The 16,578-nt window shown below is 61.7% G+C and carries 17 protein-coding genes; 4 read left to right on the top strand and 13 right to left on the bottom strand.

Features of this window, described 5'->3' with window-relative positions:
• Window positions 1-14 precede the first annotated feature (14 nt).
• From HFO71_RS12820 to HFO71_RS12835, 4 genes are all read right to left on the bottom strand, one after another.
• Window positions 15-2,057 (bottom strand): prolyl oligopeptidase family serine peptidase, encoded by a 2,043-nt coding sequence (locus HFO71_RS12820; protein WP_168258204.1) that lies wholly within the window; start codon window positions 2,055-2,057, stop codon window positions 15-17.
• A 184-nt stretch (window positions 2,058-2,241) separates the two neighbouring features.
• Window positions 2,242-4,125 carry an ABC-F family ATP-binding cassette domain-containing protein gene (locus tag HFO71_RS12825; protein WP_168258416.1) on the bottom strand — a complete coding sequence of 628 codons (1,884 nt, stop codon included), beginning with the start codon at window positions 4,123-4,125 and terminating at the stop codon, window positions 2,242-2,244.
• 135 nt (window positions 4,126-4,260) lie between these two features.
• Window positions 4,261-5,310, bottom strand: coding sequence for a GGDEF domain-containing protein (locus tag HFO71_RS12830; protein ID WP_168258205.1), 1,050 nt, complete (start codon window positions 5,308-5,310; stop codon window positions 4,261-4,263).
• A gap of 141 nt (window positions 5,311-5,451) precedes the next feature.
• Window positions 5,452-5,961, bottom strand: coding sequence for a DinB family protein (locus tag HFO71_RS12835; protein ID WP_168258206.1), 510 nt, complete (start codon window positions 5,959-5,961; stop codon window positions 5,452-5,454).
• Between the two features lie 139 nt (window positions 5,962-6,100).
• On the opposite strand from HFO71_RS12835, the gene HFO71_RS12840 reads away from it, so the two are divergent.
• Window positions 6,101-6,790: a glutathione S-transferase family protein gene (locus HFO71_RS12840; RefSeq protein WP_168258207.1), complete on the top strand. Its 690-nt coding sequence runs from the start codon at window positions 6,101-6,103 to the stop codon at window positions 6,788-6,790.
• A gap of 81 nt (window positions 6,791-6,871) precedes the next feature.
• Entirely contained in the window at window positions 6,872-7,294 is a 423-nt protein-coding gene (ndk, locus tag HFO71_RS12845) for a nucleoside-diphosphate kinase (protein ID WP_003547097.1), read from the top strand.
• An 83-nt stretch (window positions 7,295-7,377) separates the two neighbouring features.
• On the opposite strand, the gene HFO71_RS12850 is transcribed toward ndk, so the two are convergent.
• Both HFO71_RS12850 and HFO71_RS12855 read right to left on the bottom strand, forming a co-directional pair.
• The gene (locus HFO71_RS12850) at window positions 7,378-7,881 is read right to left on the bottom strand and encodes a hypothetical protein (RefSeq protein WP_168258208.1); all 504 of its coding nucleotides are present in this window, start codon (window positions 7,879-7,881) and stop codon (window positions 7,378-7,380) included.
• A complete protein-coding gene (locus tag HFO71_RS12855; protein WP_168258209.1) occupies window positions 7,878-8,423 on the bottom strand; it encodes a CGNR zinc finger domain-containing protein in 546 nt (181 codons plus the stop codon). The genes HFO71_RS12850 and HFO71_RS12855 overlap by 4 nt, the downstream gene beginning before the upstream one ends.
• Before the next feature lie 65 nt (window positions 8,424-8,488).
• On the opposite strand from HFO71_RS12855, the gene HFO71_RS12860 reads away from it, so the two are divergent.
• Window positions 8,489-9,385, top strand: a complete 897-nt coding sequence (locus tag HFO71_RS12860) for a branched-chain amino acid ABC transporter permease (protein WP_168258210.1) — start codon at window positions 8,489-8,491, stop codon at window positions 9,383-9,385.
• A 1-nt stretch (window position 9,386) separates the two neighbouring features.
• Here the strand turns inward: HFO71_RS12860 and HFO71_RS12865 are convergent, their stop codons facing one another.
• The 5 genes from HFO71_RS12865 to HFO71_RS12885 form a co-directional block, all read right to left on the bottom strand.
• Window positions 9,387-9,848, bottom strand: a complete 462-nt coding sequence (locus HFO71_RS12865; protein WP_077976164.1) for a molybdenum cofactor biosynthesis protein MoaE — start codon at window positions 9,846-9,848, stop codon at window positions 9,387-9,389.
• Between the two features lie 261 nt (window positions 9,849-10,109).
• Window positions 10,110-10,364: a molybdopterin converting factor subunit 1 gene (gene moaD, locus HFO71_RS12870; RefSeq protein ID WP_017959832.1), complete on the bottom strand. Its 255-nt coding sequence runs from the start codon at window positions 10,362-10,364 to the stop codon at window positions 10,110-10,112.
• Window positions 10,361-10,951, bottom strand: a complete 591-nt coding sequence (pgsA, locus tag HFO71_RS12875) for a CDP-diacylglycerol--glycerol-3-phosphate 3-phosphatidyltransferase (RefSeq protein ID WP_003547103.1) — start codon at window positions 10,949-10,951, stop codon at window positions 10,361-10,363. Before pgsA ends, moaD begins: the two co-directional genes overlap by 4 nt.
• Window positions 10,952-11,143: 192 nt before the next feature.
• Window positions 11,144-13,186: an excinuclease ABC subunit UvrC gene (uvrC, locus tag HFO71_RS12880; RefSeq protein WP_168258211.1), complete on the bottom strand. Its 2,043-nt coding sequence runs from the start codon at window positions 13,184-13,186 to the stop codon at window positions 11,144-11,146.
• Window positions 13,183-13,950 carry an SDR family oxidoreductase gene (locus HFO71_RS12885; RefSeq protein WP_020049380.1) on the bottom strand — a complete coding sequence of 256 codons (768 nt, stop codon included), beginning with the start codon at window positions 13,948-13,950 and terminating at the stop codon, window positions 13,183-13,185. Before HFO71_RS12885 ends, uvrC begins: the two co-directional genes overlap by 4 nt.
• Window positions 13,951-14,315: 365 nt before the next feature.
• Here HFO71_RS12885 and HFO71_RS12890 point away from each other — a divergent pair, with 365 nt between their 5' ends.
• Window positions 14,316-14,951, top strand: coding sequence for an outer membrane protein (locus HFO71_RS12890; protein WP_003547106.1), 636 nt, complete (start codon window positions 14,316-14,318; stop codon window positions 14,949-14,951).
• 86 nt (window positions 14,952-15,037) lie between these two features.
• Here HFO71_RS12890 and HFO71_RS12895 read toward each other — a convergent pair whose 3' ends face one another.
• Window positions 15,038-15,634, bottom strand: a complete 597-nt coding sequence (locus tag HFO71_RS12895; RefSeq protein WP_168255001.1) for a glutathione S-transferase — start codon at window positions 15,632-15,634, stop codon at window positions 15,038-15,040.
• Window positions 15,635-15,693: 59 nt separating this feature from the next.
• Entirely contained in the window at window positions 15,694-16,563 is an 870-nt protein-coding gene (locus HFO71_RS12900; protein ID WP_168254999.1) for a 23S rRNA (adenine(2030)-N(6))-methyltransferase RlmJ, read from the bottom strand.
• Between the last annotated feature and the right edge of the window lie 15 nt (window positions 16,564-16,578).

Genomic DNA, 16,578 nt, shown 5'->3' on the forward strand with positions numbered 1-16,578 from the left:
GCTCCTCCTCCATTCTATCGCATGATGGTTTGGCGAAGGAAGCTGTAACCCATCGCCGCGCGGGCGGCGCGCTCTTCGGAATTGCCGTCGCCGCCATGCCCGCCGGAGCCGAATTCATGGAAGAGCGGCCGGTGTCCTTCTTCCTCCAGCCGCGCGGCAAAGCGGCGCGCATGCGAGGGATGCACGCGGTCGTCATTGGCGGAGCTTTCGATGTAGATCGGCGGATAGCTGACCTTGGTCGCCGCCCCGACATTGTGAAGCGGCGAATAACCGAGCATGAAGTCCCGGTCCCCCGGCGTCTCCGGATCGCCATACTCGTCCATCCAGGCTTGCCCTGCGCTGAACAGGTGGAAGCGTGTCATGTCGAGGACCGGCACCTGGCACCAGACGGCGCCGAAATCTTGCGGGTAGCGCGTCAGCATCACGCCGGTCAGCAGACCGCCATTGCTGCCGCCCTGGCAGGCAATCCGCGACGGCACGGTATAGCCGCGGCCGACGAGATCGCGCGCGATGGCGACGAAATCGGCAAACGCCCGGTCTCGCCCCTGCCGCTTGGCGCTGCGATACCAGTCGGGCCCGAATTCGCCGCCGCCGCGAATATAGGCCTGCACATAGGCGCCGCCTTGTTCCAGCCAGCGTCCTGTCACGCCGGAATAGCTTGGCGACAACGGGACATCGAAGCCGCCATAGCCGTAAAGCAGCACCGGCAGCGCGCCCTTGGTCCATTGCTTCGGCAGAACCAACCGGTAGGTAACCCTCGTTCCGTCCTCCGAAACAGCCTCCAGCAGTTCGGATGACATATCGGTCGTATCGAAATAGCTCGGCGCCGCGGCGACAAAAACCGGCTCGGCCTCTCTGCTGCGATCCGACAGCTCGAGACGGTAACAGACGGGCGGCTGCAGGAAGCCCTGGCCGATGACGAGGAGCGTATCGTCGCCAAGATGCAGATCCGCATGGAGTGGCCTGAAGTGAGCCGTTTGCATATCCGCCGGCAGTGCGATCTCGCGCTGTTCGGCATCGGGCCTTGTCAGGTCCAGCACCATGAGACGCGGACGCAGCCGATCGGAGATGATGAAGACGCACCACTCCTGCATCAGCATCATCTGCGCGATGGACTGGCCCTCTCCAGGCTGAAACAGGATCCGCTCCGGCCCGAGCAGGGCCGTCTCCGAGGCGGGGTCGAAGCGTTGCAGCACGAGGCTGCCGGTCGCAACGCGTTCATCGGTCTTTGCCCGCCAAAGGCAATGATCATGATTGAACTGGAAATCGGCTTCCTTAGGCAGATCGATGCGCCGCTGTGTGCCGTCGTTGGCGATCAGGAAAGCGCTGGCGACGCCGATCTCGTGGGCGGCGACGAAAATATCGATCAATCCGCGATCCGCCGAAGCGCCTGATAGGTCAGGGTCAATGACGAGATTGAAGCCGTAGACGTCCTCGTCTGCGGCTTCGAACATGACGGCGGCATCTTCCGGTCGCTGCCCGCGCTTCAATCGCCGTCCGACGCGCGGCCATCCGGAGCGGGTCGCCGAAAATCTGTCGATGGAACCGAAATAGCAGATTTCGTCGCGGCTCAGCCAGGTGGCATGCGATCGTGTGGCCGGTGTATCGAAGCCGCCCTCGACGACCTGTTTCCGCTCGGCGTCGAATTCGAGCAGCCGGAGAAGGTCGGAGCCGCCGTCCGAAAGCGTGAGCAGCACCCGCGTCGGCTCCCATGGGCAGGTGACGGCGCCGCGCCAGTTCCAGCGCTTGCCTTCCCTGACGCAGAAGGCGTCGAGATCGAAGACCGGCTCCCAGGCGGCGTCCGGCAGCGGCTCCTGATCTGCCGGCAGGCGGAGCCAGATGCCGAGAGGATTGTCCTTGCTCTGGCGGAAATCGAACAGCCACTCACCTCGGCGCATCGGAACGATCAGCCTGTCCTGCCGCTCGATCAGCGCTTTGATCGCGTCGCGATCCCTGTCGAATTCAGGTGTTCTCAGTGCCGCGCCGGAAGCCCGGTTGTGCTCGTCGATGAACTGACGGGTGCGTGGATCGTCGTCCGTTTCGAGATGAAGGTTCATTCTAACCTGCCGGCTTCCGTTGACGTCGGACAGATCTAGGCAGACGGTCCCGACTTGGCAACCCGCCTTATAGCGCCGCGTCTCTTCAGACGCGCTGATGCGCTAGCGGATCGTCACGAATTCGGCCGAGGCGACGACGGTGTTGGGCACCTCGGTCTGCTTGAATTTCAGCGCGACCCTGTGGCTATCCCGCCATCGCTTCTTCGTATTCGGCCGACAGCATCAGCCAGTCTTCCTCGGCGGCAGCGAGTTTCGCCGCAGCTTCGCCGCGCTGCTTTGCCTTCTCGGCGGCTTTAGTGGGCGTCTTCTCATAAAGGGCCGGATCCGCAAGTTCTGCGTCAAGCGCCTGAATCTGTTTCTCCAGCTTCGCCGTCAAGGATTCGATTTCATTGATCTTTTTCCTGAGCGGCGTCAGCGAGGCGCGACGTTCGGCATTGAGCTTGCGCTGGTCGGCCTTCGACGTCGCGTCTTCAGTTAGCTGCGGCTTTTCTTCTTTTTTTTTACCTGAAGTGACGATGAGGTCGCGGTACTCGTCCATATCGCCTTCGAAGGTCGTCACCGTACCGCCATTGACCAGCCACAGCCGATCGACCGTCGCCTCGATTAGGTGACGATCGTGCGAGATCAGGATGACGGCGCCTTCGTAGTCGTTCAGCGCCTCGATCAGCGCGCGGCGGCTGTCGATGTCGAGGTGGTTGGTCGGCTCGTCGAGGATCAGCAGATTGGGCGCATTGAAGGCGGCAAGCCCCATCAGCAATCGGGCTTTCTCGCCGCCGGAAAGATCCTTGGCGGCCGTCGCCATCTTTTCGGTTGCAAGCCCCATCTGGGCGACGCGGGCGCGCACCTTGGCTTCCGGTGCACCGGGCATCAGCCGGCGCACATGCTCTACCGCCGATTGCTCGGGGATGAGGTCGTCGAGCTGATGCTGCGCGAAGAAACCGATCTTAAGGCTCGGCGCGATCTTCACTTCACCGCTCTCCGGCGCCAGACGGCCGGAGATGAATTTGGCGAAGGTCGATTTGCCGTTGCCGTTCGAGCCGAGCAGGGCGATGCGGTCGTCATTGTCGATGCGCAGATTGAGGTTCTTCAGGATCGGATTGCCGGGCTCGTAGCCGACGGCGCCGCTCTGGATCGCGACGATCGGCGAAGCCGGCTGCTTTTCCGGCTCGGGAAAAGTGATCGGCTGGACGTGGTCCTCGATGACCGCGGCAACCGTTCCCATACGCTCCAGCGCCTTGACGCGCGATTGTGCCTGACGAGCCTTGGAAGCCTTGGCCTTGAAGCGATCGATGAAGCCCTGCAGATGTTTGCGCGCCGCATCGTTCTTGGCCTTGGCCTTGGTCTGCAGCTCGTCGGCTTCCGCCTTCTGTCGCTCGAACTGGTCGTAACCGCCGCGATAGAAAGTGAGCTTCTTCTGGTCGAGATGGACGATCGCATTGACCGCATTGTTCAACAGGTCGCGATCGTGGCTGATGATGATGACAGTGTGCGGATAGCGCCTGACATAATCTTCCAGCCACAGCGTGCCTTCGAGGTCGAGATAGTTGGTCGGCTCGTCGAGCAGAAGCAGGTCCGGCTCGGAAAACAGCACGGCGGCAAGGGCGACACGCATGCGCCAGCCGCCGGAAAAGGAGGAGGCGGGGCGGGCTTGCGCGTCCTTGTCGAAGCCGAGGCCGGCAAGAATGCTCGCCGCACGCGCTTCGGCCGAATGCGCGTCGATATCGACAAGACGCATCTGGATTTCGGCGATGCGGTGCGGATCGGTTGCCGTTTCCGCCTCGGCAACGAGGGCGGTGCGTTCCTTGTCCGCGGCAAGCACGATCTCGATCAGCGCGTCTTCGGTCGCCGGCGCTTCCTGCGCCACCTGGCCGATGCGTGCGGCCTTGGGGATCGACACCGTTCCGCTCTCCGAGCCGAGATCGCCGGTGATGACGCGAAAAAGCGTGGACTTGCCGGCGCCGTTGCGCCCGACGAGCCCAGCCTTCGTGCCTGAAGGCAGCGAAACGCTGGCATTGTCGAGAAGCAGGCGTCCGGCGATGCGGGCGGAAATATCGGTGAGCGTGATCATGGCCGGCGTTTTGGCCGAAAGCGCTCGCCAAGGCAAGAGTACTTCTCCCCGCGCCAAGCTTGCTTGTCCGCCGCAAGCTTGCTTATCCCCGGGACAAGCTTGCTTGTCCCACCGCAAGCTTGCTTGTCCGCCGCCTCAGCGGCCGAAAGCCTGCACCGGCTGTCGGGGGTTCGACTGCGCGGCGAGAAGTGCCACGCGGGCATTGGCCTGCAACTGTCCCGGCGTTGCTGCATCGGTGCTGAGCGCCACGCCGATCGAGATGGTGAGTCTGCCGGGATCGGCCTTGTCGGATGTCGCGAAGACCAGATTGTCTTCGACGGAGGCGCGCAGGCGTTCGGCAATCGTCATCGCATCCTGCATGCCGACGTTGGAAAACAACAGGGCGAATTCGTCAGCCTCTGTGCGGGCGACGAAATCGTTTTTCTTGACCGACTTGCTGAACAGGCCGGCGAGCTTCTTCAGGAGCTTGTTGCCGGCTTGGGTGCCGTATTTGTCGTTGAGTTCGGTGAAATTGTCGATATCGACCATGATCAGCGCGCTGCCGGCGGCACCTTCCTCGCGCTTGTAGAGATCGGCGATCGTCCGGTTCAGCGCGATGCGGTTCGGAAGTCCGGTGATCCTGTCGGCGATCGCGGCCGATTGCATCGCCGAAATGCCGCGCTCCAGCGTTTCCAGCGTCTTGATATCGTCCTGCAGCTTCGCGCCGATTTCCATCTCCGCTGCAAGAACGGTCGAAAGCGACGCAGTGAGGTAGTCGATCTCGCTGAGAAAGGCGGCAAGGCTCTGGTCGTCCTGTCCGGAGACGGATTTCAGGATCGTGCCGCAGGCGCGCGCAAAGGCATTCTTGTGCTTCAGCCCTTCGGCAAGCCTTTCCGCCACGTCGCGCAGCATCCGGCTCGCCTCGTTTCGTGATGTCTCGTCTGCCAGCCCGCAATGCCCGACGAGGCGGTATTTCAGGCCGAGTTCGTCGAGCATCGGCTGCTGCGGCTGCGATCCGAGCGCTGCGATATCCTGCGCAAGGCCGGCATTAAGCCCGACGATCGCCTCGTGAAAGAGTTCGTAATTGCGCGGTAGGGCCGCGACGTTCAGACGCGCCATGTGCTGGGCGATCTTCTGAATATCCGCCATCGGCGCCGGGCGCGCAGCCTCGCGCGACACCAATGCGTTTGCGCTTGCATTCTGCATGACGATCCCTCGCGGCAGCCTCTTTTCCTATGTTCCGCTATGCCCGCAAGCTTTTAAGAGAGGCTGAACTTTCAATCGGAAGCCCTGGATTCGCGGGCGGAACCCGTAAAGGCGGTTAACGCGGCCTTGATGGCGAAGTCCTCACATCCACTCGCGACCCTCGCTGCGCAGGAAGTAGATGAGATCCAACGTGAGGCTCGGCTTGCCGAGCGCCGTCAGCGTCATGTGGCACTGGCCGCGATGATGGGTCTGGTGGTTGAAGAAATGCGCGAGCGCCGACGACAGAGGCTGGGTGATCTCGACCGGCTGTACCACTGTTACATAGGTGAAGTTGGCGGCAAGCGCCGCCTCGTCCAGCATGCCCGTCCAGGCAATGATACGCTCGTCCTCTGCTTTGCGTGCGCCGGCAAGCGCATCCAGATCTTCGAAGAGCACGGCATCGAGTGTCGCCGGCGCTTCGCCGGTGCCGGTGAAGCGCTTCATCCATATCCGGTCGGCGGCGAGCAGATGATTGAGCGTGCGATGCAGCGAGCCGAAGAAGGCGCCGCAATCATTGCGGAACTCTGCATCGCTAAGTTCGGCCGCAGCCGCATAGACTTGCGTGTTGGCCCAGCGATTATAGGCGGCGAACATCCTGTAATGTCTGAGCATTCCGTCCCTCCCGGATTGGTCGCGGCAGTTTAGCCCCTTTTCCCGGAAATCGCAGTGATGCGCCCATGAAATTTCCTGATTTGATCGTAGGCACTTTCTGTCGTCGAATGCATTAAGCTGCGATCTCGAAAGGACTGTCATGACCAGAGCCCTCTATTCCCTCTGCGGCGCCGACGAACGGCGCTTCTTTTCGCCCCATTGCTGGAAGGCTGTCATGGCGCTCGCGCATAAGGGGCTCGATTTCGAAGAGATTCCGACGACCTATGCCCGCATCCGCGCGATCGGCGGCGGCGTCTCGTCGATCGTGCCCGTTCTCGACGATAATGGCCGACTGATTCCAGACAGCTTCGACATCGCCCTCTATCTGGAAGAGGCTTATCCCGAGCGGCCGTCGCTGTTCAACGGCGAGGGCGGCAAGGCGCTGTCGCGGATGGTAGAAGGCTATTCGCAAATGATCATCCATCCGGCGATCATGCGCATCGCCCTTCTCGACATCCATGCGAACCTCGACGAGGCAGACAAGGCCTATTTCCGCGAAAGCCGGGAGGCTCGGCTCGGCAAGCCGCTGGAAGTGGTTGCCGCCGATAGCGAGGCGGAGAAGGTCGCCTTCGGCGCCAAGCTGGAGCCGCTCCGGCACATGCTGAAGTTCCAACCCTTCATCGGCGGGCAGACACCGCTCTTTGCCGACTATATCGTCTTCGGCGCGCTGCAATGGCTGCGGGTCTCCGCCGGTCTCGCCATGCTGGCCGCCGACGATCCTGTCATGGCCTGGTTCGAACGCTGCCTCGATCTTCACCAAAGCCGCGGCAGGACTGTGACAGCGGCGTGAAATTGCCGCCTACCTCTTGTTTTCGGGCGTTGGGGCGGGTAAAGACCGCCCACTTTTCCCGAGAAAACAGAGGATTTGACTATGGCGATTGAACGCACCTTCTCGATGATCAAGCCTGATGCAACCAAGCGCAACCTGACGGGCGCCATCACCAAGATGCTCGAAGATGCCGGCCTGCGTGTCGTCGCTTCCAAGCGCGTCTGGATGAGCCGTCGCGAAGCCGAAGGCTTCTACGCCGTTCACAAGGACCGTCCCTTCTTCGGCGAACTGGTCGAAGGCATGACCTCCGGCCCGACCATCGTCCAGGTGCTGGAAGGCGAAGGCGCGATCCTCAAGAACCGCGAGATCATGGGCGCGACCAACCCGGCAAACGCTGACGAAGGCACGATCCGCAAGGTTCACGCTCTGTCGATCGGCGAAAATTCGGTTCACGGCTCGGACGCTCCGGAGACGGCTGCCCAGGAAATCAAGTACTGGTTCTCCGATACCGAAATCGTCGGCTGAGGCCACGCTTCGGCATTCGCCGGCAATGCCTTGAATTGACTCTCGAAAGCCGGGGCACGCTCCGGCTTTTTCCATGCATTTCTCTATGCCGGGCATTTGTCCGTATTCGAGAAATCGACGCTACCGTCAGGCTTGAAGACCTCCGGGTTCTTGTCATAAAGCGCGCCGACGACGAGCGGCTTGCTCGGCAGGACGGTCTGGTCGAGGTCGGACCGGAACTGCGTCTTCAATTCCTGCAGCACCTTGCCGTCCTTGTCGACCAGCCGGACGCTGACGGAATAGGGACGGTCCTTGCGCACGCAATGCAGGTTTTCGCTCTGCAGCGCGATCTTGTCGTCGATCGGGTAGATCTTCTGGTTCAGCACCAGCGGATCGCCACCTTGCGGATTTTCGAATTCGGCGATGATGACCGAACCGTCGGGAATAGGCCCCGTCTTCTTCAACGTCAGCAGATAGGTGGCGCTCGCCACCCGATAGTTGAAGACGAAGAGATGGCCCGTGACCTCGACCAGGTTTTCAGCCTGGCGCTGGCAGGCGGACAGTAGAAGACCGGCTGCTGCCACCGTTACGATGATATATTTCCTCATGGCGTCTCCTCCTTCTTGCGGCGATAGTGCCGGTTCGCCTTGGCGCGGTTGCCGCAAACCGCCATGTCGCACCAGGCCCGGCTTCTGTTCTTGCTGCGGTCGATGAACAGCCAGCCGCAATTGCCGCAGATCTTCATGCGCTCCGGATCGGGCATGGCGATCAGCCGCAGCGCCGAATGGGCGGTCGCCGCAACCAAGCTGTCGGGCCTCGTGTCGCGCAACGCCTTCGCCAGTGCCTCCAGCAGGCTAGCGAGCAGTTGGTCGTCGCCTCCATCAAGTATACGCTCGCGGAAATAGAGGTCGATCGCTTCCCGCAGCGCGATGAAATCCGCCTCGTTTTCCGCCGCCACCGGCGCGATGTCGCCGAAGAGGGCGCGCTCGGCGCAGAATTCGGCGGCGGCGCGCGGAAAGCTCCGCATCTGGTCCCTGACCGCGAAGCGGTCGATCCGCCGCGTTGCATCGTGGCGCAGAACGACGCTGTTGACGACATCGAGCGCCAGTGCGCCGCCGGTAAAGCGGTGAGGGGTCCAGGAAAAACTCATGATGAAATTATAACTGGTGAAATAGGTTTTACCAGTTATAATTTTGCTGACGCGGAGTGTCCGGAATGGCTTATCTTCTGCAGCAGCTGGCGAATGCGGTTCCGCTTGCCGCCCTCTATGCCGCGCTCGCCTTCGGTTATGCCGTCGCCTTCGGCGTGACGAAGCGGGCCGATATCACCTATGGGGCGATCTTTGCCTTCGCGGGCCAGATCCTGCTGCTCTTCACCGAACTCGCCTTCAACCGCTTCTGGCTGGTGCTGCCGGCCGCCCTTGCCGTCGGCGCCGGCGCTTCCATCGTCTATTCGCTGGCGGCGGGCCTATGGATCGGTCGCTCGATCATGCTGCCGCTGGTCAGCAAGTCGCCGAATACGGTCATCGTCGCTGCCCTCGGCATCATGATCGTCCTCATGGAGACCGCCCGGCTTGCCGCCAATACCCGCGCCATCTGGCTGCCGCCGTTCCTGAACGACACGGTCGTCTTCTGGAGCGACGGCCCGTTCAAGGTGACGCTCACCCATATCCAGTTGATCGACACCGCACTGATGTGCGCCATCGTCGTCGTGGGTGCGCTGATCCTCAGGCGCACGGCCTGGGGCCGCGTCTGGCGCGCCGTCACCGATGATCCGCTGGCCGCCGAACTCTGCGGCACCAGCGCCAACCGCGTCTTTCTTGTCGCCTATGGGGCCGCAGCCCTCGTCGCCACCATCTGCGGCATCCTCGCGACTTTCTACTACGGCTCGATGGATTTCGGCGCCGGCCTTATGTTCGGGTTGAAGGTGCTGCTGATCGCAGCCGTCGGCGGCCATTCCGATCCGCTGCGCTCGGCAGGCGGCGCTGCCGGGCTTGCCGTTGTCGAAACCATGTGGGGCGCCTACGGCCCCTTCGTCTGGCGGGATCTGGTCGTTTTCTCGCTGCTCGTCCTGCTCCTGGTGATGAGCCGCAGGGAGCGCGTGGTTCTCTAATTTACTTCCACTTGTCACGCGCCGCGTCGTCGGCGTCTTTCGCCGAGACCCACTCGCCGGTGGTGCCATCTCCAGCGTGCTCCTTCTTCCAGAAGGGGGCTGCAGTCTTCAGGAAATCCATGACGAAATTGGCGCCGTCGAACGCCGCCTGCCGGTGCGGCGCGGCTGCGACGACGAGCACGATATTCTCGCCGGCAGCGATCTTCCCGTAGCGGTGGATGGCGGTCAGCCCGAGCAACCCGAAACGCCCGATGGCAAGATCGCCGATGCGCCGCATCTCCGCCTCCGCCATGCCGGGATAATGCTCGAGTTCGAGGGCGGCCAGTGTCCCGCCTTCATCACGGCAGAGGCCGGAAAAAGTGACGACGGCGCCGATGCCGGCTTTGCCCTTGGAGAGGCGATCGACCTCGGCTTGCAGGTCGAAGTCCTCATGCTGGACGCGGATGGTGGGGGTGATGGTCATGATAACATCCCCAACTGCTTTGATGTCGTAGCGGAGGCTATGGAGAGGGCGTGCCGTGCCAACCCCCCTCTGCCCTGCCGGGCATCTCCCCCACAAGGAGGGAGATTACACGTGGCTTGACCATCGTGCCCATCTACAGTTTTGCCGGGCTGAAACGCCGATTGTTTGGGGAAGCCGGTGCGCCCAGCCAATCTCCCTCCTTGTGGGGGAGATGCCCGGCAGGGCAGAGGGGGGTAGCGACACGGCATCACGGTCACCGCCCTATCCACCCGTCATCGGCGGAAATATCCCGATTTCCCGTGCGCCTGATATCGGTTCGTCATGCTCGACATGCTCCATGTCGAGCGCCACGCGGATCACGTCGGGATATTGAAGTGCGGTCTCATATTCTTCGCCCAGCGTCTTCAAATGATTCAAGAGATCGGCGACGGTGACGACGGAGGAGGGGAGGTCGATCTCCTCCTCGCCCTTGCCGATGCGCTCGCGCACCCAGGCGAAATAGACAAGTCGCGTCATTCTTCGTCATCCACGATATGTTTCACCCCGGCGCGGAAATAGTCGTAGCCGGTATAGATCGTCAGCAGCGCCGCGATCCACAGCAGCGCGATGCCGGTCTGCGTCGTATAGGGGAAAATCTCGTCGCCGGCCGGGCCGGCGAGCAGGAAGGCGATGGCGACGAGCTGCAGCGTCGTCTTCCACTTGGCGATCCGCGTCACCGGGACGCTGACCTTTAGCGCCGCCAGATATTCGCGCAGTCCCGACACCAGGATCTCGCGGCAGAGAATGGTGATCGCTGCCCAGATCGACCAGCCGGCGATCGTCTGGTCGGCCGCGACCAGGAGAAGGATCGAGGCGACCAGCAGCTTGTCGGCGATCGGATCGAGCATGCGGCCGATATTCGACGTCTGGTTCCAGATGCGCGCGAGATAGCCGTCGAGGAAATCGGTGAGCGAGGCGATGACGAAGATCCACAGCGCCACCCAACGCGCCGTATTGCTGATCGACAGCCTGCCCTCGATGAAGAAGCAGAGAACGATCAGCGGTACGGCGAGGATACGGCCGTAGGTCAGAAGATTGGGAATGCTGTACGCACGCGATGCCATGGGATCGTTTCTCTGAATTGATGCACCGCTACAGCGCCGCGCGCCTTTTCAGACGAGCCAAGGACGCTGTAACACTTTAGAACCTCCGCATCATGCTCGGGCCGATGCGGTAGATGACGGCTTTGGCCGCGGACCGTCAACATTCTTTCTGTCTTTTCACCGCCTTTGCGTGGAATTTGCGACGGACGCCGGTTATTTCGCGGCGTCGTCGTGGAAATGGTTATAGACCTGCCTGGCGACGGCTTCCGATATGCCTTCCACCGCCATCAGGTCGGACAGGGCTGCGCGCGAAACCGCCTTCGCCGTACCGAAATGCTGGAGCAGCGCGCGTTTGCGCGACGGGCCGATGCCGCCGATCTCGTCGAGCGGGTTCTTGATCATTTCCTTCTTGCGCCGCGCCCGGTGCGAGCCGATCGCGAAACGGTGCGCCTCATCGCGCATGCGCTGGATGAAGTAGAGCACAGGATCGCGCGGCGGCAGCGTGAAACTCTCGCGTCCGGCCGGGAAGAAACGTTCGCGCCCGGCATCGCGGTCGACGCCCTTGGCGATGCCTATCGCCGTCACGCTGTCGGTGATGCCGAGTTCGGCAAGGATGGCGCGCACCGCCGTCATCTGCCCCTGGCCTCCATCGATAAGGATCACATCGGGCCAAGTCGGGAAGGGCATGTCGGCTGCATCGGGCGTGGCCACCTGCGCCGTCCGGTCAGGAATGCCTTCCTCCTTGATCAGCCGCGAGAACCGCCGCGTCATCACCTCTTTCATCATGCCGAAGTCGTCGCCGGGCGTGATGTCGGTCGATTTGATGTTGAACTTGCGGTACTGGTTCTTGACGAAACCTTCCGGCCCCGCGACCACCATGCCGCCGACGGCATTGGTGCCCATGATATGCGAGTTGTCGTAGATCTCGATGCGCTGCGGTGCATAGGCAAGCCCGAATGTCTCCTTGAAACCTTCGAGCAGCCGCGACTGCGACGCCGTCTCGGCAAGCTTTCGCCCATGCGCCTCGCGTGCATTGCCGACGACATGGTCGACCAAATCCCGCTTCTCGCCGCGCTGCGGCACGAGGATGGAAACCTTGTGGCCGGCCTTTTCGCTGAGTGCTGCGGCGAGCAGCTCCAGCTCCTCCACCGTCTGCGACAGCATGATTTGCTTCGGCACCGGCTTGTCGTCGTAGAACTGCGCGAGGAAGGAGTTCAGCACCTCGGCGCTCGAAAGCTGTGGATCGGCCTTCGGGAAATAGGCGCGGTTGCCCCAGTTCTGGCCGGTGCGGAAGAAGAACACCTGGATGCAGGAGATGCCGCCTTCATGGTGGATGGCGAAAACGTCAGCCTCCTCGACGCCCGCCGGATTGATGCCCTGATGGCTCTGCACATGCGACAATGCCGCCAGGCGATCACGATAGATCGCCGCCCGCTCGAAGTCGAGGTCCTCGGCCGCCTGGTTCATGGCCTCGGCCATATGCGACTTCACCTTCTGGCTCTTGCCGGACAGGAAGTCCTTCGCCTCCTGCACCAGTTCGCCGTAACCCTCGTCGCTAACCTCATGGGTGCACGGCCCGGAACAGCGCTTGATCTGGTAGAGCAGGCAGGGTCGCGTGCGCGTTTCGAAGACGCTGTCGGTGCAGGTGCGGATCAGGAAGGCGCGCTGCAGCGAGTTGATCGTCCGTCCGACCGCGCCGGCCGAAGCAAAAGGTCCGAAATAGTCGCCCTTTCGCGCTCTCGCACCGCGATGCTTGAAGATCGCCGGCGCCCGGTGGTCGCCGGTGATGAGGATATAGGGAAAGGACTTGTCGTCGCGCAAAAGCACATTAAAGCGCGGCCGCAAGCGCTTGATCAGATTCGCTTCCAGAAGCAGCGCTTCGGTTTCCGTGCGCGTCGTCACGAATTCCATATTCGCCGTCTGGCGCACCATCTGGGCGATGCGGTTGGAATGCACGCGGCCGACGGCGTAATTGTTGACGCGTTTCTTCAGGCTGCGCGCCTTGCCGACATAGAGCACGTCGCCTTCGGCATTGAACATGCGGTAGACGCCGGGGCTGTTCGGCAGCCGCTTGACGAATTCGCCGATCAGTTCCGCGCCGAGGAGCCCGGTTTCATTGAGGCTGCCCGCATTCCAATCGACCGTCGCCGCAAGCGGCGCGGCGACGGAAGCGTCGCCTTCCACCTCGATATCGTCTTCGCTCTCGTCCGTGTCGTCGTAGAGAACGCCGCCATCCGGCAGCTTTCGTCCGTTCATTCCGTAATCTCCGCCACATCGGGCGTCTGCCACGCAAGGTGCTGGCCGCCGTCGAGGGCAATCATCTGGCCGGTGATCGAGGGCGTGTCGTAAAGGAAGCGAATCGTTTGTCCGAATTCTTCCAGCGCCGGCCCTCGCTGCAAGATAAGGGCTGAGACCTGCGCTTGGAAGTCCTCCATCTTCTGTCGTTCGCTCGGCATCGAGGGGCCGGGGCCGATGGCATTGACGCGGATGCGCGGCGCCAAAGCCTGTGCGAGCGTCTGCGTCGCCGTCCACAGCGCGGATTTGGAGAGGGTATAGGAATAGAAGCTGGGCCTGAGCGCCCAAACCCGCTGATCAATAATATTGACGATCAGCCCCGCTGCCTCAGCGGGCATCTGCTGTGCGAAGGCCGCCGCAAGGATAGAGGGCGCACGGACATGCAGGTCGAAGTGCAATGCCCATGTGGCGGCATTGAAACTACGCGCTGAATCATACTGGAAGACCGACGCATTATTGACGAGCAGATCGAGCGGCCCGAGCGCTTCCGACGCCTTCGCGACCAACGCGCCCGTTTCGCCGAGATCGCTAAGATCGGCCTGCAGCGCGACCGCCCTTTGTCCCTTTCGCCGCAATTCCGCCACCAGCTCTTCGGCCTCGCCGATGGAGCCGTTCGCGTGGATCGCAACGGAAAAGCCATTTGCAGCAAGGTCTTCGGCGATTGCCCGGCCTATTCTTTTAGCAGCCCCTGTTATAAGGGCCGAGCGAAGTCTTTTGTGGTTCAAAATCGTGCCTTCTGATCCCGCGAGTCTGTCAGCAGACTATATAGGGGCCGACGGAGATTATATAAATAGGTCGTTGCGGTTGCGTCGGGGAGGGGGATATTCTATGTATTATTTAAGAATGCGATTTCTTAAAATAAGTATTTTCAGTTTAACACTTCAGTAGGGTTAATGAAGTGTATGTTGCGCCAAAGCAACATCGAATTTCAGCCATCCGGCAGCCACAATGATATCACAATTTGGCTCTTTCAAATCCGCATTTCAGTTCCAATTTCAGTCTCGATCCGGAAGGGACATCTGGCAATATCCCGCCAATGCTTCACTGATAGACAGTTGACAAGCGGCGCGGGACTGAAAGGAGACTAAGTATGCGTGTACTCATTGCTGGCCTCATGGCCTCCGTTTTTGCAATTGCGGGCGTCTCGGCAGCTCAGGCGGCCGATGCCGTCGACCAGGTTCCGGAAGCACCGGTCGCCCAGGAAGCTCCGGTCAAGCCGGCTGGCAACTGGGAAGGTTTCTACCTCGGCGGTGCCGGCACCTATAACATGGGTGACTTCGGTTCCGACCGCCACACCTACGGTTTCGGCGGCCAGGTCTTCACCGGCTACAACTGGCAGCAGGGCCAGATCGTTTACGGCGTTGAATCCGATCTCGGCTACAGCGGCGACGACGTCTCCTCGGGCGGCGTCGAGAACAAGTATGGCTGGAACGGCTCCGTCCGTGGCCGCGTCGGCTACGACATGAACCCCTTCCTGCTCTACGGCACGGCCGGTCTTGCCATCGGCGACGTCAAGGTTTCCGACGACACCTCGGACGAAAGCAAGACGAACTTCGGCTATACGGTCGGCGCCGGCGTCGAAGCCTTCGTGACCAACAACATCACGACGCGCCTCGAATATCGCTACACCGACTACCAGAGCAAGGATTACGACCTCGACTCCGGCAGCTTCTCGCGCGGTTACGACGAGAACAGCGTCAAGCTCGGTATCGGCGTCAAGTTCTAAGCCGACCGAATATCCTGATATGGGAAAAGCCGGGCACGTCGCCCGGCTTTTTGCTATCCGCCTGTCTCTCCAGACGTTGAGCCCGCTCAGCCCTCAGACTTGAGCTCGCGGTGGGCAGGGAATTTTTTCTCGAACTGAGCAAGCCAGTCGATCAGCGGCGCATGATCGGCTTCCCACTGGTCCTTGAAGCGCAGTTCGAGATAATCGAGCGTCGCGGCCAGCGCGAAATGTCCGCCATTGAGCTTCTTGCCTGTTTTCGGCGGATTGGCGCTGAGATGCGCGAGACCGCTCGTCGCCTTCTTCCACTGCCTGTCGATCCACGGCTGGTGAATTTTTTCCTCGTCGCGGAAGCGCCGCTCGTAGACGATCGCCAGCAGGCAGTCACAGATGCCGTCGCAGAGCGCCTCGAGGATTTCCGCATCCGTGCGCTTGCCCTTCTTGGAAGGGTAGAGCCCGCCCTTCGTCAGCCGGTCGAAATAATGCATGATCGCCACGCTGTCATATATCGAGACCCCGTCATCGGTCAGCAGCGTCGGGATCTTGCCGAGCGGATTGTTGTCCACCAGGATCGCCGGTCCGGTATTGGTGTCGACCCGGATGGCGTTTAACTCCAGGCCCAGAAAATGCGCGGCCATCCGCACCTTGTTGGAATAGGGCGAGGCGGGCGAACAAAGGAGCTTCATGGGACACCTGATGAGGTTGTAGACTGCGGCGCGGACTATTCCTGAAGGCGATTGGCTGGTCAATCGTCCTTGACGGCCTTGTTTTCGCCGCGCAGCCAGAAGGCGCGGTGCGAGGCGAAACGGTCTTGCGCCAGATGATCCTTCAATGCGGGCAGCAATTGGTGCAGCTCGTCCTTCAGCGTGAAGGGCGGGTTGACGATGACGAGGCCTGAGCCCGTCAGCCCCGTGACGCCGCGGTCGCTGCGAACGGCGAGTTCGGCGCAGAGCATTTTCGGGATGTCGAGTGCCTGCAGCCTCTCGTGGAATTCCTTGATCGGCGCGCCCTTCTTCAGCGGATACCACAGGCAATAGGTACCGCCGGGAAAGCGCCGATAGGCCTTTTCCAGCCCTTCTGCCAGGCGCTGATATTCGTCATCTTCCTCGAAGGGCGGATCGACGAGCACGATGCCGCGCTTCTCCTTCGGCGGCAGATGCGCGCCGAGCGCCAGCCAGCCGTCAAGCTCGGTGATGCGGGCATGGTGATCACCCTCGAACAGCCGGTGCAGCCGGGCGAAGTCTTCGGGATGCAGTTCCATCGCCGACAGGCGGTCTTGCGGCCGGAACAGCATGCGCGCAAGTTTCGGCGAGCCGGGATAGAAGCGGATGCCGCCCTGCGGATTGAGTTCGCGGATCGCCGAGAGGTAGGGCTCCAGCAGTTCGGAAACCTGAGGGCCGAGGTCTGCCTCCATCAGCTTGCCGATGCCATCGAGCCATTCGCCGGTTTTCTGCGCTTCTTCGGAGGAGAGGTCGTAAAGCCCGATGCCGGCATGCGTGTCGAGCACGCGGAAGCCGCCATCCTTCTTCTGCATGTAGCGGATCAGCCGCGTCAGCACGACATGTTTCAGCACATCGGCAAAGTTGCCCGCGTGATAGATGTGGCGGTAGTTCATTTTCGCTGATGTCCG

Source organism: Rhizobium laguerreae, assembly GCF_019778565.1.
Lineage (GTDB): Bacteria > Pseudomonadota > Alphaproteobacteria > Rhizobiales > Rhizobiaceae > Rhizobium > Rhizobium laguerreae.

Coding starts and splice junctions, on each gene's coding strand:
- HFO71_RS12820 (WP_168258204.1), bottom strand. CDS start 2,057: ATGAACCTTCATCTCGAAACGGACGACGATCCACGCACCCGTCAGTTC.
- HFO71_RS12825 (WP_168258416.1), bottom strand. CDS start 4,125: ATGATCACGCTCACCGATATTTCCGCCCGCATCGCCGGACGCCTGCTT.
- HFO71_RS12830 (WP_168258205.1), bottom strand. CDS start 5,310: ATGCAGAATGCAAGCGCAAACGCATTGGTGTCGCGCGAGGCTGCGCGC.
- HFO71_RS12835 (WP_168258206.1), bottom strand. CDS start 5,961: ATGCTCAGACATTACAGGATGTTCGCCGCCTATAATCGCTGGGCCAAC.
- HFO71_RS12840 (WP_168258207.1), top strand. CDS start 6,101: ATGACCAGAGCCCTCTATTCCCTCTGCGGCGCCGACGAACGGCGCTTC.
- ndk (WP_003547097.1), top strand. CDS start 6,872: ATGGCGATTGAACGCACCTTCTCGATGATCAAGCCTGATGCAACCAAG.
- HFO71_RS12850 (WP_168258208.1), bottom strand. CDS start 7,881: ATGAGGAAATATATCATCGTAACGGTGGCAGCAGCCGGTCTTCTACTG.
- HFO71_RS12855 (WP_168258209.1), bottom strand. CDS start 8,423: ATGAGTTTTTCCTGGACCCCTCACCGCTTTACCGGCGGCGCACTGGCG.
- HFO71_RS12860 (WP_168258210.1), top strand. CDS start 8,489: ATGGCTTATCTTCTGCAGCAGCTGGCGAATGCGGTTCCGCTTGCCGCC.
- HFO71_RS12865 (WP_077976164.1), bottom strand. CDS start 9,848: ATGACCATCACCCCCACCATCCGCGTCCAGCATGAGGACTTCGACCTG.
- moaD (WP_017959832.1), bottom strand. CDS start 10,364: ATGACGCGACTTGTCTATTTCGCCTGGGTGCGCGAGCGCATCGGCAAG.
- pgsA (WP_003547103.1), bottom strand. CDS start 10,951: ATGGCATCGCGTGCGTACAGCATTCCCAATCTTCTGACCTACGGCCGT.
- uvrC (WP_168258211.1), bottom strand. CDS start 13,186: ATGAACGGACGAAAGCTGCCGGATGGCGGCGTTCTCTACGACGACACG.
- HFO71_RS12890 (WP_003547106.1), top strand. CDS start 14,316: ATGCGTGTACTCATTGCTGGCCTCATGGCCTCCGTTTTTGCAATTGCG.
- HFO71_RS12895 (WP_168255001.1), bottom strand. CDS start 15,634: ATGAAGCTCCTTTGTTCGCCCGCCTCGCCCTATTCCAACAAGGTGCGG.
- HFO71_RS12900 (WP_168254999.1), bottom strand. CDS start 16,563: ATGAACTACCGCCACATCTATCACGCGGGCAACTTTGCCGATGTGCTG.